The following is a 25,165-nucleotide window of genomic DNA, read 5'->3' on the forward strand; positions in this document are numbered from 1 at the left end:
CGCCGGGCGCGCCCCGGCGGCAGGCAGGACGCTCAGGCGATGGGACGCGGCTTGAGCGACATTTCGAGGAAGTTGTGCTTGTAGGCGCTCTCGCCCACCTTGCGCAGGACGCCCCGGCCCAGCTTGTAGCGGTAGTTGCCAGTGACGGGATCAGGCACCGCGTGGCAGACCGAGTTGGCCATCGATCCGGGGTAGTTGAACGCCGCCTTGGCCACGCCGGGGCGCATCTCGTCAGAGACGATGGCGACGGCGACGAACTGCCCTGTGGTGGTCTTGATATGACCGTTCTCCATCAAGCCGGCAAAGCTCAGGTCGTCGGATTTGACACCCACCGGCTCGCCCGACTGGACATAAACCGTGTCGTTGAACCCCTCGACCAGATCGCCGGACTCGATCCCGTGCGGGGCGGCGTCATCGGGGTGGATCACGATATGCGGCCAGGGCCAGCGTTTGGCCAGATAGGGCTTGCGCAGATCATCGAAGCCCGATTGCCAGACCTCGTTGACGCGGCCATTGGTGATCCAGATCTCGCCCTTCTCGGCGCGGGGCTTGATCGCCTCGTAGAAATCCGACCAGCTGTCATTGACCCACGGTGTCTTGAGAATGTTGGCCTTGCCGGTATGTGTGCCGAAGGCATAGAGCCATTTCTGGTCCTTGGTGTCGCCCTCGACCTCGCCCCAGTCATTCTCGGGATCGTGCAGCCGCCCGGTGCCGATCATCTGCCCGTCCACCATGCGGATGGGCGTCTGAATGCCAGTCGTGCCCAGTTCGCGCAGCTTCTCGTGGCCCTTCTTGCCCTCTTTCTTGGCCTCCTTCACGAGCACGTTGTAGCTCAGCACACCGTTGCGCGAGAACCGCGCGGCCTCCTCGAAGACATCGTTGCTCTCGGTCCAGTCGAACCCCTCGAGCCCCATCTTCTGCGCGAATTGGCCGATCGCCCACCAGTCCGGCTTTGCTTCGCCCGGTGCGTCGTTGAACTTGGCGTAGAGCCGCAGGCGACGTTCGGCATTGCAGCGGGCAAAATCCACCTCGCCCCAGCCGGCGGCGGGCAGCACGATATCGGCGTATTGCGTGTTGAGCGGCTCGACCGGGTAGATATTGCTGTCCACCAGCACCATGCCGCCACTTTCCACACGCGCCTTGAATACCTCGACCAGGTGATCGCGATCGACCGAGCGCGGCTGGTTGGGGTTGCGCAGGGTAAGGTCGGCCACGCGGCTGGCAAGCTCCTGGCTGGCCAGCATCGCCGGGAACCAGGTGATGCCCATGGTCCACATGAACCGCACCTTGCCGTCCATCACCCAGCGATCGACGTTGAGCGGCTTCTTGCGGCGTCCGGGGTGTTTTTCGGGGCTGAGCCAGCCCTTGCCGGGACCCGCGCCCATGCCACCGCGTTGGTGACCGCCGCCACGGCTGATCACCTGGCCGGGGCGGTTGCCCGCGCCGCAGATGAGGCCGAGCGTCGAAAGCGAGGCGGTGTTCATGTAGTTGTTGGACCAGTAATTGCCTTTCTCCAGCATGAACGAGGTCCTGGGCCGGCTGCCATCCTCGCGCGGCTTGGCGATCATCTCGGCGGCGCGCATGATATCCTCGGCCGGCAGGCCGGTAATGCGCGCGGCCTCTTCGAGCACGGCTGCGGGCTCGTTGGCGATGAAGTCCTGGAAATCCTCCCAGTCCGACTGCCAGCGGCCCCAGGTCGTGCGCCATTGCCAACCGGTGTTGCGGGTGCCGCGACCATAGCCCGATTCAAGCTCCCAGCGGTTGTTCACCCAGGTGTCAATGAACTCCTGATCCTGCCAGCCGTTGTCGATGATGATCTTGGCGATTGCCAGATGCAACGCGGTGTCAGTTCCGGGGATGACCGGCAGCCAAAGGCCACCATTCCTGATCCCGTATTCTACCCCCATGGTGCGATGCGGAGTAACGAAGATCATCTTCTTGGCCGGGTTCTCGCCGCCCATCATCCACTCGGTGAAGAGCACGGTCTTGGTCTCGTAGGGATCGACGCCAGACAGGAACGCCACGTCGCACTTGCCCCAATCCTCGTAGGTGGCGGCGAAGGAGTTGATCCCGGCATCGTCGAGGCCGGTGGCATCGGGTCCGCGCATCGGCTTGTCGTGCCAGGCATGGACGGGCGTGCCGATGGCGCGATCCACCAGCTTGCGGATGGCATAGGTATTCTCGAAATATTCATACGAGAACGTCTTCATCCCCCAGGCGTGCTCGCCGTATTTCGACAGCACGTGCTGCGAGACCTCGGCCATCACGTCGGTCACCAGGTCCCAGCTGACGGGCGTCATCACGCCGCCAATGCGCACCATCGGGTGTTTCAGCCGGTCCTTGGTGGGCGTGTCGGGGTTGTAGATCTTCTGCGCCAGCGTTCCGCCGCGCACCGAGTAGTTGCCGCCGGGGTTGACCGCCTCGGCGTCGGCATCGGCAACGACGACGAAGTGATGCGGCGTGCCTTCATGCATGCCGATATTGTGCTGGCTGCGAGCGACCCACGGCGCGCCATATGTGGGGAAATCGACACCGAATGCGTTCTGGTCCGCCTGCGTCCCGCCTTCGCGGCCCACCGGCCAGCGATAGACCTTGTAGGAACAGGCCACGATGCAATAGCTGCAAGCGGTGGTCAGCACCTCCGCATCGGGCGGCGGAAGGGGCACGAATTCGCGGTTCTTGACGATGGACTCTGCCATTTCTCTATCCTTTCTCACGCGCCGGTCGGGTTCTGGCTGTAGCCGTAGAACAGCCCCATCACCCCGGTCGCGACAATCTCGTCGCCGTCGATCTCGAGCACGATCTGCGGCAGGCTTTCGACAGCATGACCCGAGACGAGCATGCCGTGCTTGGTCAGATCAAAAGTCGACAGGTGAAGCGGGCAGGGGCCGAGCACCGAATGGGGCCGCTTGAAATCCGCCGCCCCCATGTAGCCGCCCTGGTGCGGACAGATGGTGTTGAAGGCGACGATGTTGCGCCCCTCGCCCACGCCGCCACCGGCCTCCTCGTCGAGCATGACGAGGACGTTCTCGATGTCGTCGTTCGGGTAATAGAAGCTCGTCGCCACGCCCTGCTCCAGATCAGAGACGCGACCGACCACCTTGCGAACGTAAGAAGAGGAGACAAGCTCCTGCGCTTCCGCCCCCACGCCATAGGTGGCCAGCACGGTGACCGACGCGCCGCCCAGGATCAGGAAGTTGCGGCGGCTGAACGAGCTGCAGGCATGGCCCGCGCCCTTCGCTTTGGTTGCCTGTGTCATTTCAGAAACTCCGACCATGTTGCGGTTTCGGGAAGGTCTGGCGCCTCGGCAAGCATCGGCTCTTCCATCGAGAGCGCTTCGAGGAAGGCCACTAGATCGGCCTTTTCCCCATCGCCGAGACCCAGCGGTTGCAGCCCCGCGGTCTGTCCCTCGCCACCCCCCGCGTCGTAGAAATCCACGACATCGGCCAGCGACCAGAGCGCGCCATTGTGCATGTAAGGCTCGGTCCAGCGCAGCTCGCGCAGGGACGGCGTGCGGAACTTGCCCTTGTCATCGGGCCGCTTGGTGACGTGGTAGAGGCCGAGATCGTCATCGCCCTTGCGATAGAGCTCCTCGGTCACGCCCTTCTGATAAAGCTCCCAGCGCAACGTGATCTGGTAGAGCGGATCGACCTCGAACTCCTCGGCCGCGGGCACGCCGATATCGTAGAATTTCTGGTCAGAGGCCAGCGCCCCGTTGTGGCATGAAATACAACCCGCCTTGCCATTGAAGAGCTCCATGCCGCGCTTGGCGGCGTCGCTCATGGCATCGGTGTCGCCCGCGAGGTAGCGGTCAAAGGGCACTTTCGTGGCATCGGTAACGATGGTGCGCTCATACGCGGCGATGGCGTCCCAGGCATGCGCGACCTGTGGCCATTCGGTGCCGAAGACGTCCTTGAACGCCGCGACGTATTCCGGGACGAAGCGCAGCCGCATCTCCATCATCGACCCGTCGCCATTGCCCGCGACAGCCCCGCCTGCGGCCCCTTTGGCCTGTGATTCGAGCGAGGTGGCGCTGCCCTCCCAGAAGAGCTTGTTATAATAGGCCGAGTTGAGGATCGTCTGGCTGTTGCGCCAGTGCTGGGTGCCGGGATAGCCAAAGCTGATCGCGCCCCCGGTGCCCCAGCCAAGATCCGGAAGGTGGCAGGCCGAGCAGGGCATCGAACCATTGCCTGAAAGCCGGCCGTCCCAGAAGAGCTTTTCGCCCAGCTCCACTTTCTCCTCGCTCATCGGGTTGTCGGCGGGAACCGGTGGTGGTGGCAAGGTCGCGAGAGGCGGCGCGCTGTCCGCCAGGGCCGGAAGAGCAAGGAGCGCCGAGAGCGCCGTGCTGCCCAGGATACGGGTGATGTGACGTGTCATTGTCTCGAACCTCCTCAGTTCTCGCCGACGGTGCGCAGATCGTATTCCGGCAACTCGGGCGGGGTGATGGCGGGCGCGTCGCCGGTCAGGCTGTTCAGGAAGGCAACGAGGTCGGATTCCTCGGCGGGGTTCAGGCCCAGCGGTTCTGACTGCGCGGTTCCCGCGTTATAAAAGCGCACAACCTCGGCCAGCGTGTCGAAGACGCCCGAATGCATGTAGGGCGCGGTCTGCCCCACATCCCAGAGCGAGGGCGTGGTGAACTTGCCGATGTCCGCCTCGTCCTTGGTCACGACATACTGGCCCACGTCTTCGCGCAGGTTCATGTAGTTGGGCGTTCCGAGCGTGGCGTAGAACCGCAGCATCGTGATCTGGCGTTGCGCCGTCTCATCGAGCGTGTCCGAATCAAAGCCCAGCAGGTCAGGGTGATCCGGCACGCCCGTCGCGTGCAACCCGCCATCCGAGAGCATTTCGCCGGAGTGGCAGGAGGCACAGCCTGCCTTGCCCTCAAAGAGCGCCAGACCCCGTTTGGCGGCGTCAGGGATCGCATCCTCCTGACCGCGCAAGTAAGCGTCAAAGGGCGCGTTCTCGGTGCGGATCGTCTTCAGAAACTCGCCGATCGCGCCATACATGCGCCCGCCATAGGGCTCCTTGCCATAGGCGGCGTCGAACATCTCCATATATTGCGGCACCTGTTTCAGGCGCTCCTGTGCAAGGCGGCTGTCCATGTGCATGGTGTGCGATTCCGTGAGCATGTCGCGCACCGCGGTGCCCAGGTCCGCCCCGTCGAGCCGTCCGTCCCACATGAAGTAATTGCGGTTGGCCACGTTGAAGAGGCCCGGCGCGTTGCGGAAATACAGCAGATCGCCATAGCCGTCCGACAGCGCCTCGCCGTCGCCCCAGCCCTGTTCGGGGTCATGGCAGGACGCGCAGGACAGCGCGGTATCGCCCGACATGCGGGTGTCGAAAAAGAGCATCTTGCCCAGGTCCGCGCGCGCCTCGTTGACCTCTTTCGGGTCCGGCAGGGGCGCGAGCGGTGCGGTCTCGTCCGCGACCGCACCGGGCGCCGCAAGGGACAGGGCCACGGCGGAAATCCCGGCCGCAAGGGCCGCGCGCCGCGATGGTCTGGCTGATTGTTTCATCGAATCCTCCGTTCTGGAAAAGGCGGGGCGGGCCGGATCACTTGCGTGTTCCGTCCGCGGCGTAGCTGGCTAGAAAGGCGATCACGTTGGTGATCTCCTCGTCCTTGCGCAGGCCGGGAAAGGCCATCTTGTTGCCCGGCACGGTGGCCTTGGGGTCGGCGAGGAACGTGGCCAGGGCGGCCTCGTCCCAGACCAGGCCGCTCTCGCTCATCGCATCTGAGTAACGAAAGCCCTCGGCGGTGCCCGCCGCGCGCCCGACGACACCGTTCAGCACCGGACCGACGCGGTTCTTGGCCTTTTCGCCGACCTGATGGCAGGCCTTGCACTTGTTGAAGACCTTTTCCCCGGCGGCGGCATCGCCCGCCATCGCCGGTTCCGCGCCGAACGAGAGCGTGGCGAGAAGAAGAGTGGTCGTGATGGGCAGTCTGGTCATGGCGCCTCCGGTCCTTTTGTTCTGCCGGGGCGCGCGGCTGACCGCTCGGATGGGACAGCCCCGCTCCTGGCTTTGATCGGAGCCTAGCTGCGCGCAACCGCACGGTTGTTGCGGGCGCTGTGACGGAATGCGAAAAGTTGTGACGAAGTTTGACGGACGTCTCTGAGGTGCTCAGGCGGCGCGGCGCGCGTCGAGCATGCGGCGCACATGGCGCGCCAGTTCCACCGGGTCGAGCGGCTTGGCCAGCACCTCGGTCGGCCCTCCGGGAAGGGCGACGCCGGTGGGGTTGAACCCGGTGCACAGGATCACCGGGAGATCGGGGCGCGTTTCGCGCATGGTGCGGGCCATCTCGATCCCGTTCATTTCCGGCATGACCACGTCCGAAATCAGCAGGCTGTGACGCAGCGGGGCCATGCCGAACCGCTCCAGCGCGATGCGCGGCGAGGTATAGGCCTCGACCTGATAACCCATCCGCATGAGGCCCCGACGCAGGGTCGCCGCCACCTCGGTTTGATCGTCGACGATCATGAGGCTCTCGTGGCCGCGCTCCGGCGCGGGGGCGGCGGTCTCTCGTGCAGTCCCCACGGCAGCACCCGGTAACAGAAGCCGAAACAGTGTGCCGCGGCCCGGCGCAGTCTCGACCGAGATCCGCCCGCCCATATCCTCCACCAGCCCCTGGACAACTGACAGGCCTAGCCCGGTGCCCTTGCCGAGCGGCTTGGTGGTGTAAAAGGCATCAAAGATGCGCGCGGCGGTGTCCTCGGACATGCCCGGCCCGTCATCCTCGACCGTCAGTTCCACCCAGCCCTCGGCACGTGCGGCCAGACCGTCAGGTATGTCATCAAGGGCGCGCGCGGAAATACGTATCTGCCCTTTGGCATCGCCGATGGCCTCGGCGGCATTGGCAGTCAGGTTCATCAGGATCTGGTGCAAGTGGGTCGGATCGGCCAGCACGGTGACGGGCGTGCAGTCACGCACGCCCTCGATGCGGATCGTCGGCGGGATGGCGGCGCGCATCAGGCGATTGACCTCGGAAATCGCAGTGCAGAGATCGGTCGGCTCCGGCGTCCCCGGCTCGCGTCGCGCGAAGCCCAGAAGCTGACGCACCAATGCCTGTGCGCGCCGCGCGGCGATGTCGATCTGCTCCACCTCCTCGGCCAGGTCGCTGCCCGGCGCGGCATCAAGTGACGCCAGATGCGCCGAGCCGAGGATGGATGTCAGGATATTGTTGAAATCATGCGCGATCCCGCCCGCCAGAAGGCCGACCGCCTCGATTTTCTGCGCGCGCGCCACCTGCTCGCGGGCCTGCCGCTTTTCGGTGACATCCTCGCCGATTCCCAGGTAGCTGTGAATGGTGCCATCCTCGGCACGCAGCGGCAGGATCGTGCTGTCGATCCAGTGGCTGCCGCCCTCGCGGTCGAGATTGCGCAACACCCCGCGCCAGACGTCACCCCTCTCCAGCGTGGCGCGCAGATCGGCGTAGGTCTCCTCGGACATTTTGTCCGATTGCAGGAATCTCGGCGTGTGACCGATGACCTCGTCACGCGACCAGCCAGACAACTCCTCGAATCGCCGGTTGGCATACTGAATTCGGCCAAGCGTATCCGTAATGAGGATCGTCGCAGGGCTCTGCTCCACCGCCTGCGCCAGCCGCTGCTCGGAACGCTGCAGCGCGCGGCGACGCTCAAGCTCCTCGGTCAGCCTGGCATTGGCACCGCGCATGTCCCGGATCAGCAACGCAATCAGAAACGCAATGCTCAGCGTCGCCGCCACCAGCAGGACCATCGCCAGAAACCCGTAGCCGATCAGCGTCTCGCCCCGCATCACGGCCGCGATAATGCGTTCGGTGCTACGCGCCCGGCTGTCCATCCACAGCATTTCCAGATTGCGCAGCGCCAGGATCGCCTCGGTATCGTCGACCTTGACCAGACGGTCGGTGCGTTCGGCCGGCCAATTGCCCGCCATCGCGCGATCCGCGATTTCGATTTTCCCGCGATATTCTTCGATGGTTTCCTTTATGGTTTCCAGCGCGCGGCGCTCGGCCTCGGGCAGCGGCTCGGACAGGTAACTGGCCATAACCGCGTCAAACTGCGTGAGTTGATCCATCATCCGCGTGCGATAGCTCTCGTCCTTGCGGATGACGTAGTTCTTGAAATTGTGGATGATCCCGCCATAGCCGAGATAGCCGCGCAGGGAGCTGATCCAGACCCCTTTTTTCTCCGGGTCCTCGGCGTAATCCTTCCAGCTCTCCGCGATATCGGTGAATTGCGCGCGGGTCTGTGCGCCGAGGTATAGCCCGGTCGCGACGGTCACCAGCACCAGGAGCGCGGCGGCCATGGCGAGCTTGTAGGTGCGTTTGATCGAGGTCATGTCGGCCCTTTCAGACTCCCGCTACAATCGCGCCATTGCCATGCCGTGGCAAGATTTTGTGCGGGGATGCACCTGAGATGACCGAGCGGATACTTGTCGTGGATGACGACCGTCAGATGACGGGTTTCCTGGATCGATTCCTGACCAAGCAGGGCTTTGACGTGCATTGCGTCGGGTCGGCTACACGCATGGGGCTTGCCATGGAGCACGGCGAGTATGACCTCGTCCTGCTCGACGTGGGCCTGCCCGATATCGACGGTTTCGAGGTGACTCGGGAATTGCGCCGCTCCTCACGCCTGCCGATCATCCTGCTCACCGCGCGCGAGGACGTGTTCGACAAGATCATTGGTTTGGAGCTGGGCGCGGATGACTATGTCTCCAAGCCGTTCGAGCCGCGCGAGCTTCTGGCACGGGTGCGTTCGGTGCTGCGCCGCTCGAAAACCATGGGCACCAGTCACGAGGCGCTGCCGGAAGTTCGCGTGTTGCGGTTCATGGGGTTCGTGCTCGATCTGCCGAAACGGCAACTTTCTGGGCCTGACGAGCGGGAGGTGGCACTGACGGGAATGGAGTTCAACCTGCTCAAGGTCTTGGCGGAGAATGCTGGCGACGTGGTCAGCCGCGACAAGATTATGCAGACGATCTACGGCCACGCCATCACCGTGACCGACCGCGCGATAGACGCCCATATCGCCCGGCTACGCAAGAAGATCCTTTGCCCTGCCAGTGGGAATACACCAATCCGCACCGTGCATGGCGCAGGCTACAGCCTTGCCGCGCAGGTTTGTGCTGAGTAACCTGGCAACGCATCCTTGAAGTATTCGGATGCGTTTTTACGCCGATTCCATGTCGGACGCACGGGAGTTCATCGGCATCGACCGAAAGCGCGAGCTTGGGGAGCTTTGTTGTCGGCCTGCGGCACGGACAAGACCATGGCACAGAAACTAAACTCCCTTAGCCACAATGATCGCAATTGAGATAACGGTGTCGCCGATGCTTGATCTTTGCACCTACTGCCGGCCGTTCAGCCACCTTTCTGGCTCTCAGTTTAGACGTTCGTTACAGATAAAAATCGCGTTTTGGAGATGTTTGAAAAGTTTAAGTAACTGATTTTATTGAATATGAACGTTTAAATAAGTAAACGTAGCCGTCTCAAAAGCTGGCTGATGTAAAGGTTTTTGGGGTATTATTTGCTGCAAACATTTACATAGGTAAACGTCTTTGGGGCCGAATGTTTTTATATGTAAACGTCTGTGCGCGGCCATGTAAACATTCTTGCCGGTTCTCAGGACGATCAGCTGTCGACGGGTCTCCGGTTCAGATCCTGCCATATGGGAGCTTTGGATCGAGGATGGTGATGGCGCCATATCGCATCCCCATGGCCCAATCTCGATTTCTCTAGGACTTCACATTCGTGCCGGGATCCGCCGCGACGCGTCTTGATAAAAAGCGAGCCATTCCTATCCCCGGCGGACACGTGGCCCGTCTCTCGGTATGAAAGAGGTATTCGATCTCACCGGCAGCCGCAGGCCAAGGATCGTCGATCTGCTCAAGGAAGGCAGACTGACGGTAAATTCAGGTGGCATACTTAGCGCGACGTAGAAATGGCGACCGGACTTCGGCATTGTCGTTGACCACAGGCCAGTTTCGCGCAGACGCGTCTCGTGATCGAAAGAGGCGTCTCAAACGCCATAAGGGAGGAAACTCGCCTTTCTTGCTCGATTATCCGGGCCCACTGATTCCCCACGCCTGAAATTCTAGCTATCTCAGATTCATGGATATCGTTCTCGTCACCACAGTCATCGCATCCCTGTTCCTCGTAATCGGCGCGGCGGAGCCGCTGGCCGCTCGCCTTCGTCTGCCCTACAGCGTGATCCTTGCCGTGCTTGGCGTGCTGATCGGCGCAGGCGCGATCTTCTTCCTGCGGACGGAGTTGACCGACGCGCTAAACCCGGTGGCGGAGGCGATCCTTGGGCTGCCGATCCGGTCCAACGTCTTCCTTTACGTCTTTCTGCCAACGCTGCTGTTCCAGGCGACGCTGGGGATGAACCTGCGCCGAATGCTGGACGACTGGGTGCCGATCGTCGTGCTCGCCGTCGTGGCGGTGGTCGTTGCAACGCTCAGCGTGGGATACGCCCTCTCGTGGGCGAGCGCGCTGCCGCTCGCGGCCTGCCTTCTCGTTGGCGCGATCGTTTCCACGACCGACCCATCCGCGGTGGTTACCATCTTCCGCTCGATCTCGGCGCCGCGCCGTCTCGCGCGGCTCATCGAGGGCGAGAGCCTCTTGAACGACGCCGCGGCCATTGCTCTCTTCGGCCTGTTCATGGGCTTCGTGATGCTGGGGATGCCCGATCCCGACCTCGGCGAGGCGCTGGCGCGGTTTCCAATCCTGATCGCCGGTGGCGCACTCACGGGCTGGCTGGCGGCGCGGGTGGCGGTCTGGGTCATGGCGCTCTTCTCGCGCCACGAGCTGGCGCAGATCTCGATCTCGGTCGCGCTGCCTTACCTCGCCTATGTCGGGGCGGAGCAGAGCGTTGGCGCATCGGGTGTCATCGCCGTGGTGGCCGCCGGGCTGACGCTGAACCTGACCGGGCCGGGGCGCCTGCCGCCGCAGGCCTGGGCGAACCTTCGCGACCTCTGGGATGTGCTGGCGCACTGGGCCGGGGCGCTGATCTTCATCCTCGCGGCACTGCTGATCCCGCGGCTGCTGGAGGAGGTGCGCATCGAGGATTTCGCGCTGGTCGGCGTGTTGATTCTCGCCGCCGTCGCTGCGCGGGCGGTGATCCTGTTTGGGCTCCTGCCGCTGCTGACCGCAATGAAGCTCTCGCCGGCCGTGGAGAGGCCCTACCGTGTCGCGATCCTCTGGGGCGGGCTTCGGGGTGCGGTGACTTTGGCGCTGGCTCTCGCGGTGACCGAAAGCTTCCGTGTGCCGGACGGCATCCAGCGTGTGGTAGGTATCCTCGCCACAGGTTTTACTCTCTTCACCCTGATCGTGCAGGGCACGACGCTCAGGTGGGTCATCGGCCGGCTCGGGTTCGACAGGCTCTCGCCCATCGACGAGGCGCTGTCGCGGCAGGTGGTCGCCGTCGCACTGCAGACCGTGCGCGAGGACGTGGCGCGCACCACCGAGAACTATGAACTGAGTCATGACACCGTGCGCTCGGAGGCCAAGCTCGCCGGTCAGCGGCTGGACGCGGCAGTGAAGGCGGCCGAGGAGAGCGCCGACATCCTCGACCGCGACCGGGTCACGCTGGGCCTGATCGCACTAGCGGGCCACGAACGCGACAGGATCCTTGCTCGCGTGCGGGAGCGGACGATCTCGGCGCGGATGGCCGAACAGGTGTTATCGAATGCAGACCGGCTGATCGAGGGCGCACGCAGCCAGGGACGCAGCGGCTATAACCGCGCCGCGCGTCGCAGCATCGCCTATGGCCGAACCTTCCGGGCCGCCGTGCTGCTGAATGGCCGGTTGGGTCTGTCCAAACCCTTGGCACGCATGACCGCCGACCGGTTCGAGCTCTTGCTGTCACAGCGGCTGATCCTGCGCGATCTCGGCGCCTTCATCGACGGACGCATCCGGCGCATCCACGGAAAGCGCGTGGCGGAGCTGCTGCACGAGCTTCTCGTCCGGCGGGTTGAGATCGTGGAAACCGCGCTGAAGGGGCTGCGCCTGCAGTATCCGGGTTACGCCGAGAAACTCGAACGTCGCTTCATCCGGCGCACGGCCCTGCGGCTGGAGGAACGGGAATACACGACGATGCGCGAGGACGGACTGATCGGCGCCGAGGTCTACACCGCGCTCATGCAAGATCTCGACGCCCGTCGGGCAGCTGCCGAGGAACGTCCGCGCCTCGACATCGCACTCCAGCGTGTCGAGCTTGTAAGGCAGTTCCCGCTCTTTACGGACCTGGACGACGCGCGGATCAAGCGTCTCGGCCGCGCTCTCAAGACCCGTTACGTCAACGCAGGCGACGTGATCATGCGTAAGGATAGCGAGGCAAAGAACGTGTTCTTCATAGCCTCCGGCGCAGTAGAACTGGAAGCCGCCGGCCAGACTTGGCGACTCGGGCGCGGCGAGATGTTCGGGCAGATGGCGATCCTTATGAAGAAGGCGCGGCGCGCCGCGGTGCGCGCCATTACCCCCACGACGCTCCTCGTGCTCGACGAGGCGCGGTTCCGCCGGCTGCTAGACCGCAGTGCAGCCCTGCGGGACGCCGTGCGCGCGAGCGCCGAGAAGCGGGGGATCGCGCCGAAAGCCCTGTTCGAAGACAGGGGCGTCGAGCGCCCGACAAAGGACCGCGCTTCGGTGTGACCTCAGTCCAGCGTCGCGTAGAGCTCGATGACGTGACGCCACGTTGTTGCCTATGGAGGCTCGGCTGCGGCTTATAGAGACGCGCAACGTTGTTTCCCGCGGCCACGGCGCCTGTGAGCGCAGACGCTCTCCACGAGTCTCTCAGCGGCTGTGGCGAGCATGGCAGCGCCGACCACGCCGCTCGGTTGCATGAGGTGGGCACGATGGCGATCCTGGATACGCATACGACACACGCCGCTGTCACAAGACCATCATCGAGCGTGACGCCGTTCCGATCATCCCGATCCGCAAGAACGGACGCTTGTGGAAAGAGAAATGCCCTGCGGCACGCGCCAGAAACGAAACCCTGCGCGCACCGCGATATTACGGGCGGGCATTCTGGAAGCGATGGACTGGATATCATGCCCGCAGCAGGATCGAGGCGAGGATGCGCTGCCTGAAAGCCTTCAGCGAGCGCATCGCCGCAAGAGACCCCGACCGCCAGACTGCCGAAATCCACATCCGCATCGCCCTCATAAACCGCTTCTCGGCGCTCGGCACCGCCGACATCGTCCGCATGGCATGACATCAGCGGGGAAAGGGGCAATCACGCCTCAGGCGTGAGTTCTGCAACAATGCCATTCGTTGCGCGAGAACCTGTCGTCTGGAAATCGGGTTCGGAAGGCATGTGCACCGTTCAGTATCTACGACATTGAGGATCCCGAGGATGTCAGGCATGCGCCCGTCTCAGTGGTATACGATATGAGCATTTCGGCAGACAGTCTTTGGCCGCATAGTCATGGTATAGGAGGTTCCGGGAACACGACGTCGGTAGCACCAGAAGGCATCCCCGTATCACGATTTCGATTTTCCTAGGACTTCACATTCGTGCCGGGATCCGGCGGGCTACCTATCAATAAGAATCAAGCCATTCCTATCCCCGGGCCGGATCTTTTACTTACCCGGCCGACACGCCTTGAACGTGATCGGTCTTGCGCCTGCGCGACAATGACCTTTTCGAGCCTCCTTGCGAATTTACGTTTCTTTGCTCAGCCTGAACCCACCACCGAAAAAGAGAATCCAGGCACCATTGCGTATCGGTCCGGATTGAGGCCCAGCTTTACTTGGCCTTGCGGCCGCGTGCCGGGGAGAAGCCGAAGCGCATCCGAAAACTCTTCGAAAAGACCATGGGCGAAGTAAATCCTGATGCGACAGAGATCTCTGACACGCTCAGGTCGGTCTCACGCAGGAGCCCGCGCGCGTGGTCCAGGCGCAGATCGCGATAAAAGCGATACGGCGTTTGCTGCAGATATTTCGTGAACAGGCGCTCGAGCTGCCTGCGTGAGCAACCGACCGCCTCGGCCAGTTCCTCCATGCTCACCGGTGTTTCGATATTCGCCTGCATTACCTTGATCGCGCCAACGAGCAGCGGATTACGGCTGTTGAGCGCATTGCTGATCGAGGCGCGCTGTGGCGCTCTATCTGCCCGGCGTTGCGTGTGCAGGCACATGTCCGCAACGACATTGGCAAAACTCGGGCCATAATCCGCCTCGATCCATTCCAGCATCATGTCCGTGGCACCGACACCGCCACCGCAGGTGAAGACTCCGCCGTCGATCTCGTAGGCATTTTCGGTCACCTCGATCTCGGGGAACGTCTCGCGAAAGGCGGGCTGGTTTTCCCAGTGGAGGGTCGCCCGACGCCCGGCGAGAAGCCCGGCCTGTGCAAGCGCGATCGTGCCGGTGCAGATGCCGCCCACGCGACCGCCAAAGCGGGAATGCTGACGCAGGAGGGACAGCAGCTTCTTGCTCGCGCTCCCCGACCGAACGGTCCCGCCGCAAACGACGAGATCAGTCTCGCGCGTGGCAGGGCCAAGCGGTTCATCGACGTTCACGGACATGCCGCAGGAGCTGACCACCGGCTCGCCGGCTGCAGAGGTCACCGTCCAACGGTAGAGCGGCAGTTGCGCCAATTGGTTGGCGATGCGCAACGGATCGAGCGCGGCGCTGAACGCCAGAAGCGTGAAATCCGGTAAAAGGTGAAACGCGAAATGCCGTGCCGGCTTGGTTGTTTCGATGGCAAAGAACGCCGCCCCTTTCGGCACGATCGGCTCTCGCTGAGCCCGACTTTCATTCTCCCGGCAGAACATGACTGCTGTCTGGCTCCCAATGCAGGATCAGATGGCCGCCTGCTTGAAGATCAATGGACTGCAGTTCATCATGGCTTTTCTGCACCTTCAACTCCTCACCGGTCTCGGATTCGAGAAAGATCATGACCGTGCCGCCAGTGAACTCCTCCCCGACGATCCGGGCGCGCAAACCACGCGCGTTTGAGTCGATAGGGCTGATTTGCATTTTTTCAGCGCCCACTGTGAATGTAACCATGTCACCAACCGCCTTCTCAGGCGCATTCGAGGCATTCACAGTAAAGAGGCCGTGCTGCGTCTCGACTTGCCATCTTTCGCCGGATTTCTCCGCAAGTCGGCCAGAAAAGATATTTGCCGAGCCAAGGAATTCGGCCACGAACCGGTTGCGAGGCGCATGGTAGATTTCCCGCGGCGTCCCGATCTGTTCGATCTTGCCACGGCTCATGATCACCACCCGGTCGGCCATCGAAAACGCCTCGGACATGGAATGAGTCACGTAGACGAAGGTAATACCCAATTCCTTCTGCAGGTTGGAGAGCACCGCCTGCATGCGCACCTTGAGGTGCGCATCAAGTGCCGAAAGCGGCTCGTCAAGAAGCAGGATCTTGGGCTCTGTCACCAGCGCGCGCGCAAGCGCCACGCGCTGCCGTTGCCCACCCGAGAGCTGCGCGATGTTGCGGTCCGCGAATTCCAGAATGTCCATCCGATCCAGCCATTTGCGCGCGCGTTCATGCCGCTCGGCGCGGCCCACGCCGCGCATCTTGAGGCCGAATTCCACGTTTTCCTGGACGCTCAGAAACGGAAACAGCGCGAGGCTCTGCCAGACCATCGGCGTGTCGCGCGCCCAGGTGGCCTTGCCATTTACGCGCTCCCCATCGACATGGATGCTGCCCTCAGTCGGATTTTCTAGCCCCGCGAGCATCCTGAGTGTCGTGGTCTTGCCACAGCCCGAAGACCCCATGATCGCAAGGAACTCGCCGCGCCCGATCTCGAAATCCGCCCTTTCGACAGCGGTGAACTGCCCGAACCTCTTGACCACGCCTTCCAGCCTGACGATCGCCTCCGATTGAATGATTGTCTGCATGTTCATAACTTGTCCCTTGATGCTCGGCGCAAGAGCAGCTGCGCCAGGATGATGAGGGTGATCGAGCTGAGAAAGGCGAGCGATCCGATGGCGTTGATGCGCGGGCTAACCTGCCCCTGCAGGAAGCCCAGGATTTTCACTGGCAGCGTTTCATCGAGTCCCGAGACGAACCAAGCCACTGCGAATTCGTCGAACGATACCGCCATGGTGATGAAAAGAGCAGCGAGGATCGCGGGCTTGGTGAAGGGAATGATGACATGGCGCAACGTCGCCCATTCGTTTCCGCCCAGGTTCCACGACGCGGCTTCCAGCTCCGGGTCCATCTGCGAGAGGCGCAGGCGGATGATGGCCATGGCAAAGGGGCTGCACATGACACCATGTGCGATGACGATTGAAATCGTGCTTCCCGACAGGCTGACCCGCGAAAGAAACGCCAACATCGCCAGCCCCATGATCACTACCGGGATCGTGGGAGGCAGCAGCGCCAGCGCAAGATAGACGTTCTTACCAAGAAACTTGTAGCGAAAATCAGTATATGCCCCGCCAAAACCAAGCGTCGTGGCGATGATCGCGACCGTTAGCCCAACGCTGACGGTATTGAAAAACCCGGTCCAGACGAATGGGTCTTCCCATATCAACCGATACCATTCGGTCGAAAAATGCCCAAGTGGCAGAGACGGAAATCGGTCTGAGTTGAGCGAAAAGACAAAGCTACCCAGGATCGGTGCGAAGATGAAAAGCACGCAGGCTGCGATATGCAGTTTGAGCGCCGCGTTGATCAGGCGGTTGCTGTTACCGGTCATTTCCCGCGCTCCTTGTAGGCATAGGCGATGGCGGCGAAGGCCACGGTAAGCAGCGTGCCGATCATCATCAGCGCCACCACCGCGGCGCGCGGCCATTGCTGCCCAGACTTGGTGATGTCCGTGATCATGATCGACAGCGTCGGTGGGTTGCCTCCACCGAGGTATAGCGGGCTCACGAAATCCCCGAACGATAGGATAAAGGCGAAGAGCGCAGCAACCACGAGCCCGACCTTTGCCGAAGGCACAATCACTGACACAACCGTGCGCAGGCGCCCGCAGCGAAGATTGTGCGCCGCCTCGACGAGATCACGGTTGACGAAGTTCAGGCTGAATATCTGCAGCAGGATCACCAGCGGCAAGCAGAGCGTGACCATGCCTACCAGTGTGCCGAAAGTGGTGTTGAGCATGCCGACGGGTCCCAGGCCCAGCATCCCAAGCGCTGCGTTGACGATCCCGGCATCGGACAGGAATACCTGCAGCGAATAGATGCGCACGAGATAGCTGGTAAAGAACGGGATGATCAGCACGAAGATCAGCCATTGCTTTGCCCGGTCAGACAGCTTGAATGAAATCGCATAGGCGGCGGGAAAGGCGATTAGGCTGGTGAGCGCCGCGCTCGCCGTGGCCAGCATGGCTGTGCGCGCATAGGCATCCCAGAACGTGTTTCGCGTCAGAATGCGCTCCCAGTTGGCGAAATTCAGATCTGGCATCATCTGGAAATTGCGGACGGTCCAGAAGCTGATCGCCACGAGAAAGAGCAGGGGAAAGGCGAAGAAGGTCAATTGCCACAAGAGCAGCGGTAGGGCCATGGCGAGCGAGAACAGACTGGGGCGGGATCGGGTCATGAGATCAGCTTTCACTGCGGTCGCGGGATGGCGCTGCCGGAGACCGGGGAGAAGAGACCCCGGCAGCGCGCGCATCAGGCCGCCTTATAGTCGGACCAGAAGTCGTTCCACTCCTCAAGGCTCTGCCGGATGGGCAGCTGACGATACTGGATGCGCCCTTCGCGGATCATGTCAATGGCGTTGTATTCGCCCAGCACCATGTTCTGCCGCCGCGCCTCGGCGGGGTTCTCGGCGTTAAGCATCTCCCAGCCCTTGCGGCTTGGGATGAGCGCCGGATAGGCCGCCATGTCGGCAGATTTCGCCTGTCCCTCGGGCGAGGTGATCCACTGGATCCACTTGCGGGCCATCTCGTAGTTGCCCGTGCCCTTGCCGATCGAGAAGGACTCTGTCCATTGCAATCCGCCCTCCTCGGGAATGGTGGTGCGCACCGGGGCGCCGTTTTTCTCCAGCACGCCGGTGATCCAGTCGCCGATCCCTGCAAAGGCCAGCATCTGCCCGTCATTGAGCGAGGAGAACGTGCCACCATAGTCGAAAAACCCGCCGACCTGGCCGCGCAGCGCCATCGTCGCCTCCTGCACCCTGTCCCAATCGTCCTCGTCAATGTCATAGGGAGCGGCATTGCCTACCGCGAGGCTCATCTGGCCGAGGTTGGGCAGGTGCCAGTCGAAATGGCCCAGCTTGCCGGTCACGCGGCTGTCAGAAAACACCGAGTAACTGGCCGCGTCTTTCTCGCTCAGCACGTCGGTATTGTGCGCCACGCCGAGGAACCCGAAGCGTGTGATCACCGAATAGAGCGTGTTGCCCTGCCAGTGTCCGGGGAATTTCTGGAACTCGGGGTAGAAATCATCGAAGGTGTAATCGGCGGCGTCCAGCGCCTCGATATAGCCGGCGGCATTGAGTTGCTGCACGTATTCGGCATCCGACAGGATCACGTCATAGGTGCCCGGCGGCGATTGCGCGATCAGCCCCAGCATGTTGTCGCCGCCCGTGTAATACTTGGGCGTGAACTTGACGTTGTTAGCCTCTTCGAATTCACCGACGATATCGGGCTCGGCATGGCCATACCAGGCCAGCATCGATAGGTTGACGGTCTGTGCCGCCGCCCGGATCGACAGGAACGGCGTGGCCAGCGCCGCGCCCGCCGTCATCTTCAGGAGGCTGCGGCGGCTGGTGATTATCGGGCTGTGTGTCATTCTGGGGTCTCCCGTGTTGGTGTTCGGTTTTGTGTTTTCGTTCGGATCGGCTCACTCGGCCGCGACCCGGTCGCGGATATTGAATTCGTTGCGTAGGGCGTTGACGATCCCACGCGTGCAGACATCGAGCAGGATGTCGCCCTTTTCCGCGGTGGCTTCCCTTGGTGAGGACAGCGTGCCGCTCGCGGGGGTCCAGTCCGGATGCGGCGGATAGACGTCGTAGGGCGGAAAGCTGGCAGGCGCGTGGTCGACGGCGCTTTCGAGGAACACGAGATCCGGATGCAGCCGCAGCATCAGTGAGGTTTCCAGCACGCCGCCATGCTCGATATCCCAGCCGAGAAAGCCGTCAGGATAAAGCTGCGCGATCGCCGCTTCATCCACGAAATCCCAGTAGGATAGAACCACGACCTTGGTGTCGTGAATGCCGGACCAGCCCAGCTCTCGCAGGGCCAAGTCGACCCCCTCGGCGATGAACCATGCGTTCTCGAAATGGCCGTTGACTATGCAGATCTGCCGGTTGCCTTGGTGCACGAATTCGCGGACCACGTCGCGCAGCGCATGCACGAGACTCATCCCGTCGAGGCTGGTTGTGCCTGGAAAGAAATTGCCGCCGCCGGATTTCTGCTGCGATTTGTAGCCATAGGTGAAGGGCGGCGCGACGAGTCCGCCGACCTCCTGCGCCACGCGGCGCGCGAATTCGGTGGGCAACAGCACGTCGACATGCATCGGCATGTGATGGCCGTGCTGCTCCATCGAGCCGAAGGGGATGAGAATCGGCACGCGCCCGCCGCGGGTGCGCCGCTGATACTCGGGCCATGGCAATTCTGCTGCAAAAACCGTGTCTTGTGCCATCTTGGTCCTCTCCCGATCTGGTCTGGAAGACCGTAGAACAGCTTGCGCTATGCTCAAAATTCATAGTAGCAATATGTGGATAAGGAATTTTAATCATGCGCCAGTTCGTTAACCTGCAAACCGATCTGATCCGAACCTTCGTCACCGTGGTGGATTTGGGCAACTATACCGAAACGGGCCAGGTCCTTGGCCGCACCCAGCCCGCGATTTCCCTGCAGATCAAGCGGCTGGAAGAGCTTGTCGGAGCCAAGCTGCTGCAGCACAAGGGAAAGGCGCTCGAGCTCACGCCGCAGGGGCACGCGCTCATCGGCTACGCGCGCGAGATGCTACGCCTCAACGACCGCGCCGTGGCCAACCTTCAGAAAGCGCGGTTCATGGGCGGACTGCGGGTGGGACTGCCCACGGACTATGCCATCAGCTATTTCCAGCGGATCATCGCGGATTTCGCCCATGCCAATGGCGATGTTAGCCTCGATATCCGCTGCGACTGGAGCCGCAACATCCTGAGCCAGCTTCACGTGGACGAGCTGGACCTCGCCATCGCCATCACCGACACGATGCCCGCGCCTTATGTCTCGCTCTACTGGTCCGAACGCCCGTTCTGGGTGTGCGGGCGCGATTACCGCTTCAGTCTAGACAAGCCCGTGCAGATCATCGCCCATCCCGAGCAGTGCTTCTACCGCAAGCGCATGATCGACGCGCTCAACACCGAGGGGCGGGAATGGCGCATCTGTTTCGAGAGCCCGGGCATCACCGCGCTGCAGAACGCCGTGCTCGACGGTATGGGGGTGACCGCCCTGACCAAGAAGACGCTACTTCCCGGCATGCGCGTGCTCTCGCCCAAGGAGGGCTTTCCGCCGCTGGCCAACCTGCATGTCGGACTGTTCTACAAGCATATCAAGGCGTCCGATGCGGCGCTCAAGCTGATCGAACAGATCACCGAAGGCGTCAGCGCCTTTCGCAAACCGACCTTGGCGCGCGGTTGACACTGCATTTGCCTTTCTTATTCAAAAATCAATCCTATTAATTATGTTTCTCAGGGCTTTGCTGCTAGCGGATATGTATCCAAGACAGCGAGGAGACCCCCTGAAATGCTTGACGACATGCTGCACGTGACCGAGTGGCACAACGGAGAAAAAGAATTTTCGCCGTTCTCCGACAATGAAATGGCCCGTCGCCAGAACGAACTGCGCGGCTGGATGGCCCAGAACGACGTCGATGCCGCGCTCCTGACCTCCTACCATTGCATCAATTATTATTCGGGGTGGCTCTACTGCTATTTTGGGCGCAAATACGGAATGGTCATCGACCAGAAGAATGCGACCACCATCTCGGCCGGCATAGACGGCGGCCAGCCGTGGCGGCGGAGCTTCGGCAGCAACGTCACCTATACCGACTGGCGTCGTGACAATTTCTACCGCGCGGTGCAGGGCCTGACAAAGGAGGCGCGTCGCATAGGGATCGAGTTCGATCATGTCTCCCTCGAATACCGCAATCTACTTCAGGATGCGCTGCCTGGTGTTGAGTTCGTCGATGTGAGCGGGCCATCGATGTGGATGCGGACCATCAAGTCTGACGAGGAGATCAAGCTCATCCGCGAGGGCGCGCGGGTGGCCGATGTGGGTGGCTACGCCGTGGCGGGCGCGGTGCGCGCGGGCGTGCCCGAGCACGAGGTCGCGATCGCCGGCACCAACGCCATGATCCGCGAGATCGCCAAGTCCTTCCCCTTCGTCGAGTTGATGGACACGTGGACATGGTTCCAGTCGGGCATCAACACCGATGGCGCGCACAACCCGGTGACCAACCGCGTCGTGCAGTCGGGCGATATCCTCAGCCTGAACACCTTCCCGATGATCTTCGGCTATTATACCGCGCTCGAACGCACGCTTTTCTGCGACAGCGTTGATGATGCGGGCCTCGACATCTGGGAGAAAAACGTGGCCGTGCACCGCCGCGGGCTGGAGTTGATGAAGCCCGGCGCGCGCTGCATGGATATCGCGATCGAGCTCAACGAGATGTATCGCGAATGGGACCTGCTGAAATACCGCTCCTTCGGCTACGGCCACAGCTTTGGCGTGCTCAGCCATTACTACGGCCGCGAGGCAGGCGTGGAGTTGCGCGAGGACATCGAGACGGTTCTGAAGCCCGGCATGGTCGTGTCGATGGAGCCGATGGTCATGATCCCCGAAGGACAGCCGGGTGCCGGCGGCTACCGCGAGCACGACATTCTCGTGATCGGTGAGGACGGGGCCGAGAACATCACCGGATTTCCCTTCGGTCCTGACCACAACGTGGTCGGCGGCAACTAACGCCCGTCATGGTGAAGCAAGCCACTATACTCGTTGCGGCAGCCAGCGTCTTCCTGACGCTGGTTGTCGTATTAACGAACAGCTTTGCCAATGAGCCAGCACGCGAACACTGGCACGCGGCGGCAGCAAAGCCGGTTGCTCTGCTCATGGCATCCAGAGCAGGTTTTTGAGACGTTTCGCAACGCGAGGCTTCCCCTGACCGCCAGTGAACTTTAGCTTAGCCGCGACCAGCACCCGATTGGTATGTATGCCGAGAGCATTGGTCACGGTCTGTGCCTAGGACTTCAGATTCGTGCCGGGACCCGGCGTGCTGTGTACTCACGGAGACCGAGCCATTCCTCATCCCCGGCGAAGCATTTTGGTTGCCTGACATGCGCTCGGAACGCTTGACCACGGTTGAATATTGCCTGGCAGACCGCGGCCGCCTCCCGATAGCGATGCCTGCAATTGGAACCGGAGGTTGACCCTGTCGTCCATGGCGTTACCCAAATTGGCTGAACAAATGCACCACCTTGATGCTGTCACACGGTGCTCGCTTGCAGGAGGGGATAGTGGCATCTTCGACAAACGGAGGCGCGCAAGTCGTTCGGGAGGCGAGCGCAAGACGTCTGGCGGCGAAGTCGGATCTCTTCGAGCACGGCAAGATTACCCCGGCGACGAAGGAATACAGCTTCATCCTGCGCCTCAACACGCTTGTTCATGCAGATTCGCAAGCATGGGCAGCTAACGTGCCGGCAAACCTCGAAGATGCGATCCGGGCCGAGAGGAAAGAGGCCAGACCGCAGGCCGAACTTGTTCTGTTCGGTCACTGGCTGCTGCTCGAAGGACGTCCCGGCCTGCAGAAGACATCGGGAAAAACGCCGGACTACAAGGAGATCCTGAAGGGTGTCGCGGCCTGTCTCTTCGGGCTCCGGTCGAGAGAGCGTCGCGCGCGAAACAAGGACAGCCTCGTTCGTGCCGTGTCAACAAACGTGGTGAACAGGAGTTCGCGGCCTCGCCCCAATACTCGCAAGCAAGACATCACCAAGCATGACCTTCGTGACTGGTGGATAAAATTGTTCGCCGAGAGCAGGAAGGCGTCAGATTTCGATGCGAAACTGAGATCGACGCGGCGCCTGTTACCCGCTTACCTTTCACATTTGAAATCAGGCACCGTGACCCATGGCAGCAAGAGCGTCACGAAATCACCCGAGATCCACGCCGTGCTCGATGCGATTTCCGGGGAGAAGGACATCCAGCCCGCGCGACACCATGTTCAGCCTTCACCAGTTCCTGCGAAAACCGCACCGTTTTCGATACCACTTTCCTATTCGTCCCCGGCAGAGAAAATCGAATACCGAGCGCTGTCGGGGAAAGATGTTCCTGATACGAAACTCGAATACCGCTGCTTGCCCGTTTCGCCAACATCTCGAAGCGGCAAGACGCGCCCTGATCGTTCCGGAAGGATTGTGCTCGCGCCGGATGCCGCCATTCGAGGGAATTACAAGGTCGAGGCGCTTGTCGACAGGATTGCGATCCTCGTCGATACGAAGTCCCAGGTTCACTGGGAGGATCTGCAAAAGACGATAGAGAAAGTGACGGGTATCAAGGTCTTTGTGCAGGATCTGACACATCCCCAGAAAGACAAGTTCAAGTGGGGCGCAGCGTTACCTGCTCCCGATATGAACAAACGCAGCGGCTTTCATTTCGCGATCCTGATACAGACGCCCATGCCGACCATGCTGGGCAAGATCATGAACGTAATCCGGGAGGATAGCGGCATCGTCGGTAACGTGACGCTTCACCTGATCGAGGTAGCCGTGGATTTTTATCCCAAGACCGCCGATCAGGCGCATCGCATCCTGCTCCGTGAACGGATGGTCGGCCTGCTGCAGCGACATCACTGGGTGCCACATTATCTTCTCGTGCGGCCTGAAGTGGAAACGCCGTGCCATGTAGATGCGCGCCAGCAATTTCGCGACCGCAAGAAATCTGGAACGAAGATACGCTACCTTTTCCCTCACAAGAAGCCTGGCGCGACCATGCCGGATCACATGATCGAGGATTCGAAAGTCAGGGATCGCATTCTGACCGAGAAGCCTGGAGAAGTGCTGCATCTCAATTCCACCGTCGCAAAAGGTGCGAAGAACGCATCTGTGCACGTCACGATCCAGCATAAGATCGCGGATCAAAGGAATCCCGTCAGCGGCACCAAGAAGGTGCTCCCGGACGACGAGCGCCGTGCACGCGTCGAAGTCACGCTTTCCGGGGCGGATATACTCGAGGAGCGCCACCTCGTCACGATCAACGATCTCGATCAGGTCTCGTTCAAGAAGCTGACGAGGCCGTTCTTGTCTTTCCGGCTGGGCACCGTAGCGGCCTGGCAGCACCTACTTGATGACGCTGAGGCCCAGATGCGAACGCGCGGCGTCTATGGCCTGGAGCTCAGGGAGCGCGCGGGGGAGCTTGAAGCGAGGGAAAGAAGACTTAAAGCAGGAGAGAAACTACCACGCAATATAGATAGAGAAGGGCAGGGGCTCGACGCGTGGCAGGAGCTCAACGAGGTGACCGCTGACGCTCTGGATATGCTTGGCCGCCGCTGGCGCGGCTTCTCGTGGAGTTGAGTCCGGTGATCGTCTGGTCTCGTTCCAAGAGCGACGGCATAGAGTCGCCTCAGAAAGTAGATTGTCACGGCTGGTGCAAGGGCTGTCTCTTGAGGTTGCGAAGCTAGAAAGAGGGGGGCTGTCTGTCTGCGTGGTTCTTCTTCCCTACTTGCCTTCTTGTCTCCATGGAGGGGGAAGGAGGGTTACCCCAGTTAGGAGGGCAGGACGTCGTGTGTGCGACGCGCGTTCTACCGACAGAAGCCATAAATTCAGCACTTACTGATGCTACACAGGTGATCGTGCGCTTCGGATCCGGCATTCAGGACTCGGCATATTCGAGAAATAGACGTCATGGTTCGGGGGTTAAGAGCTAATTGAATTGTCCCGCCCAGAGGCATGCTGGCATCTCGCCAGGTGCTGCCGACGAGCCCCCTCAGAGCGCTTGAGGCGCTCACTGAGCCTTCTCGGCGCTGTTTCGGCTGCACAAGCCATGTGACAGGCACGGCGCTCCTGCGCGCTCTCACGGGCTCTGTAAGGAAGCTGCCTTGAATGACAGGTCACGGTCAGACACATCTTGTCGTGTGAAAGTTGGAAAATCGACCTGGCAAGTCGCCTCGCGCGATCTGCATCACGGGTGACCTGCCACGCCCTCAGAACTTCCTGCACACGCGCCTGAGCAGTTGCACGCGGCGAAGCGTCGGGCGCGGATCGCGGCCATCGCTGATCATCCGGAGGAACTCCACC

Annotated in this window: 18 protein-coding genes and 1 pseudogene; 7 read left to right on the forward strand and 12 right to left on the reverse strand. The window is 61.7% G+C overall.

Features of this window, described 5'->3' with window-relative positions; genetic code table 11:
• Positions 1–32 precede the first annotated feature (32 nt).
• The 6 genes from AC13D8_RS11250 to AC13D8_RS11275 form a co-directional block, all read right to left on the reverse strand.
• Positions 33–2,699 (reverse strand): arsenate reductase (azurin) large subunit, encoded by a 2,667-nt coding sequence (locus AC13D8_RS11250; protein ID WP_482968918.1) that lies wholly within the window; start codon positions 2,697–2,699, stop codon positions 33–35.
• 14 nt (positions 2,700–2,713) lie between these two features.
• The gene (locus tag AC13D8_RS11255) at positions 2,714–3,259 is read right to left on the reverse strand and encodes a Rieske 2Fe-2S domain-containing protein (protein ID WP_164989260.1); all 546 of its coding nucleotides are present in this window, start codon (positions 3,257–3,259) and stop codon (positions 2,714–2,716) included.
• Positions 3,256–4,377 carry a cytochrome-c peroxidase gene (locus AC13D8_RS11260; RefSeq protein WP_482968919.1) on the reverse strand — a complete coding sequence of 374 codons (1,122 nt, stop codon included), beginning with the start codon at positions 4,375–4,377 and terminating at the stop codon, positions 3,256–3,258. Before AC13D8_RS11260 ends, AC13D8_RS11255 begins: the two co-directional genes overlap by 4 nt.
• Positions 4,378–4,391: 14 nt before the next feature.
• Complete coding sequence (locus AC13D8_RS11265; RefSeq protein WP_129434761.1) at positions 4,392–5,516, reverse strand: cytochrome-c peroxidase; 1,125 nt, start codon at positions 5,514–5,516, stop codon at positions 4,392–4,394.
• Positions 5,517–5,553: 37 nt separating this feature from the next.
• Positions 5,554–5,949: a c-type cytochrome gene (locus tag AC13D8_RS11270; RefSeq protein WP_129434763.1), complete on the reverse strand. Its 396-nt coding sequence runs from the start codon at positions 5,947–5,949 to the stop codon at positions 5,554–5,556.
• A gap of 171 nt (positions 5,950–6,120) precedes the next feature.
• On the reverse strand, positions 6,121–8,319 hold the full coding sequence (locus AC13D8_RS11275; RefSeq protein ID WP_129434765.1) for a hybrid sensor histidine kinase/response regulator: 2,199 nt from the start codon (positions 8,317–8,319) through the stop codon (positions 6,121–6,123).
• Between the two features lie 77 nt (positions 8,320–8,396).
• Between AC13D8_RS11275 and AC13D8_RS11280 the strand changes: the two genes are divergently transcribed.
• The 3 genes and pseudogenes from AC13D8_RS11280 to AC13D8_RS11290 all read left to right on the forward strand — a co-directional run.
• Entirely contained in the window at positions 8,397–9,113 is a 717-nt protein-coding gene (locus AC13D8_RS11280) for a response regulator transcription factor (protein WP_129434767.1), read from the forward strand.
• 977 nt (positions 9,114–10,090) lie between these two features.
• On the forward strand, positions 10,091–12,628 hold the full coding sequence (locus tag AC13D8_RS11285; RefSeq protein ID WP_482968920.1) for a cation:proton antiporter: 2,538 nt from the start codon (positions 10,091–10,093) through the stop codon (positions 12,626–12,628).
• A gap of 220 nt (positions 12,629–12,848) precedes the next feature.
• A pseudogene (locus tag AC13D8_RS11290) lies at positions 12,849–13,193 on the forward strand (transposase); the annotation flags it as partial.
• A gap of 534 nt (positions 13,194–13,727) precedes the next feature.
• Here the strand turns inward: AC13D8_RS11290 and AC13D8_RS11295 are convergent.
• The 6 genes from AC13D8_RS11295 to AC13D8_RS11320 form a co-directional block, all read right to left on the reverse strand.
• Positions 13,728–14,711 carry a GlxA family transcriptional regulator gene (locus AC13D8_RS11295; RefSeq protein ID WP_482968921.1) on the reverse strand — a complete coding sequence of 328 codons (984 nt, stop codon included), beginning with the start codon at positions 14,709–14,711 and terminating at the stop codon, positions 13,728–13,730.
• Positions 14,712–14,736: 25 nt separating this feature from the next.
• A complete protein-coding gene (locus tag AC13D8_RS11300) occupies positions 14,737–15,843 on the reverse strand; it encodes an ABC transporter ATP-binding protein (protein WP_482968922.1) in 1,107 nt (368 codons plus the stop codon).
• Positions 15,840–16,640 carry an ABC transporter permease gene (locus AC13D8_RS11305; protein ID WP_482968923.1) on the reverse strand — a complete coding sequence of 267 codons (801 nt, stop codon included), beginning with the start codon at positions 16,638–16,640 and terminating at the stop codon, positions 15,840–15,842. The genes AC13D8_RS11300 and AC13D8_RS11305 overlap by 4 nt, the downstream gene beginning before the upstream one ends.
• A complete protein-coding gene (locus AC13D8_RS11310) occupies positions 16,637–17,485 on the reverse strand; it encodes an ABC transporter permease (protein WP_482968924.1) in 849 nt (282 codons plus the stop codon). Before AC13D8_RS11310 ends, AC13D8_RS11305 begins: the two co-directional genes overlap by 4 nt.
• Before the next feature lie 74 nt (positions 17,486–17,559).
• Positions 17,560–18,678, reverse strand: coding sequence for a polyamine ABC transporter substrate-binding protein (locus tag AC13D8_RS11315; protein ID WP_482968925.1), 1,119 nt, complete (start codon positions 18,676–18,678; stop codon positions 17,560–17,562).
• 51 nt (positions 18,679–18,729) lie between these two features.
• Complete coding sequence (locus AC13D8_RS11320; RefSeq protein ID WP_482968926.1) at positions 18,730–19,530, reverse strand: creatininase; 801 nt, start codon at positions 19,528–19,530, stop codon at positions 18,730–18,732.
• 95 nt (positions 19,531–19,625) lie between these two features.
• Between AC13D8_RS11320 and AC13D8_RS11325 the strand changes: the two genes are divergently transcribed.
• The 4 genes from AC13D8_RS11325 to AC13D8_RS11340 all read left to right on the forward strand — a co-directional run bounded on the left by AC13D8_RS11325 (position 19,626) and on the right by AC13D8_RS11340 (position 24,442).
• Positions 19,626–20,516, forward strand: a complete 891-nt coding sequence (locus AC13D8_RS11325; protein WP_482968927.1) for a LysR substrate-binding domain-containing protein — start codon at positions 19,626–19,628, stop codon at positions 20,514–20,516.
• Between the two features lie 105 nt (positions 20,517–20,621).
• The gene (locus AC13D8_RS11330) at positions 20,622–21,839 is read left to right on the forward strand and encodes a M24 family metallopeptidase (RefSeq protein ID WP_482968928.1); all 1,218 of its coding nucleotides are present in this window, start codon (positions 20,622–20,624) and stop codon (positions 21,837–21,839) included.
• 8 nt (positions 21,840–21,847) lie between these two features.
• Positions 21,848–22,009, forward strand: coding sequence for a hypothetical protein (locus AC13D8_RS11335; protein WP_482968929.1), 162 nt, complete (start codon positions 21,848–21,850; stop codon positions 22,007–22,009).
• 381 nt (positions 22,010–22,390) lie between these two features.
• Entirely contained in the window at positions 22,391–24,442 is a 2,052-nt protein-coding gene (locus AC13D8_RS11340; protein ID WP_482968930.1) for a hypothetical protein, read from the forward strand.
• Positions 24,443–25,165 lie beyond the last annotated feature (723 nt).

This window comes from Roseovarius sp. B-10 (assembly GCF_056859295.1).

Bases quoted from the DNA above. Each gene is read 5' to 3' on its own strand.
- AC13D8_RS11250 (WP_482968918.1), bottom strand. From the start codon at position 2,699: ATGGCAGAGTCCATCGTCAAGAACCGCGAATTCGTGCCCCTTCCGCCG.
- AC13D8_RS11255 (WP_164989260.1), bottom strand. From the start codon at position 3,259: ATGACACAGGCAACCAAAGCGAAGGGCGCGGGCCATGCCTGCAGCTCG.
- AC13D8_RS11260 (WP_482968919.1), bottom strand. From the start codon at position 4,377: ATGACACGTCACATCACCCGTATCCTGGGCAGCACGGCGCTCTCGGCG.
- AC13D8_RS11265 (WP_129434761.1), bottom strand. From the start codon at position 5,516: ATGAAACAATCAGCCAGACCATCGCGGCGCGCGGCCCTTGCGGCCGGG.
- AC13D8_RS11270 (WP_129434763.1), bottom strand. From the start codon at position 5,949: ATGACCAGACTGCCCATCACGACCACTCTTCTTCTCGCCACGCTCTCG.
- AC13D8_RS11275 (WP_129434765.1), bottom strand. From the start codon at position 8,319: ATGACCTCGATCAAACGCACCTACAAGCTCGCCATGGCCGCCGCGCTC.
- AC13D8_RS11280 (WP_129434767.1), top strand. From the start codon at position 8,397: ATGACCGAGCGGATACTTGTCGTGGATGACGACCGTCAGATGACGGGT.
- AC13D8_RS11285 (WP_482968920.1), top strand. From the start codon at position 10,091: ATGGATATCGTTCTCGTCACCACAGTCATCGCATCCCTGTTCCTCGTA.
- AC13D8_RS11300 (WP_482968922.1), bottom strand. From the start codon at position 15,843: ATGAACATGCAGACAATCATTCAATCGGAGGCGATCGTCAGGCTGGAA.
- AC13D8_RS11305 (WP_482968923.1), bottom strand. From the start codon at position 16,640: ATGACCGGTAACAGCAACCGCCTGATCAACGCGGCGCTCAAACTGCAT.
- AC13D8_RS11310 (WP_482968924.1), bottom strand. From the start codon at position 17,485: ATGACCCGATCCCGCCCCAGTCTGTTCTCGCTCGCCATGGCCCTACCG.
- AC13D8_RS11315 (WP_482968925.1), bottom strand. From the start codon at position 18,678: ATGACACACAGCCCGATAATCACCAGCCGCCGCAGCCTCCTGAAGATG.
- AC13D8_RS11320 (WP_482968926.1), bottom strand. From the start codon at position 19,530: ATGGCACAAGACACGGTTTTTGCAGCAGAATTGCCATGGCCCGAGTAT.
- AC13D8_RS11325 (WP_482968927.1), top strand. From the start codon at position 19,626: ATGCGCCAGTTCGTTAACCTGCAAACCGATCTGATCCGAACCTTCGTC.
- AC13D8_RS11330 (WP_482968928.1), top strand. From the start codon at position 20,622: ATGCTTGACGACATGCTGCACGTGACCGAGTGGCACAACGGAGAAAAA.
- AC13D8_RS11335 (WP_482968929.1), top strand. From the start codon at position 21,848: ATGGTGAAGCAAGCCACTATACTCGTTGCGGCAGCCAGCGTCTTCCTG.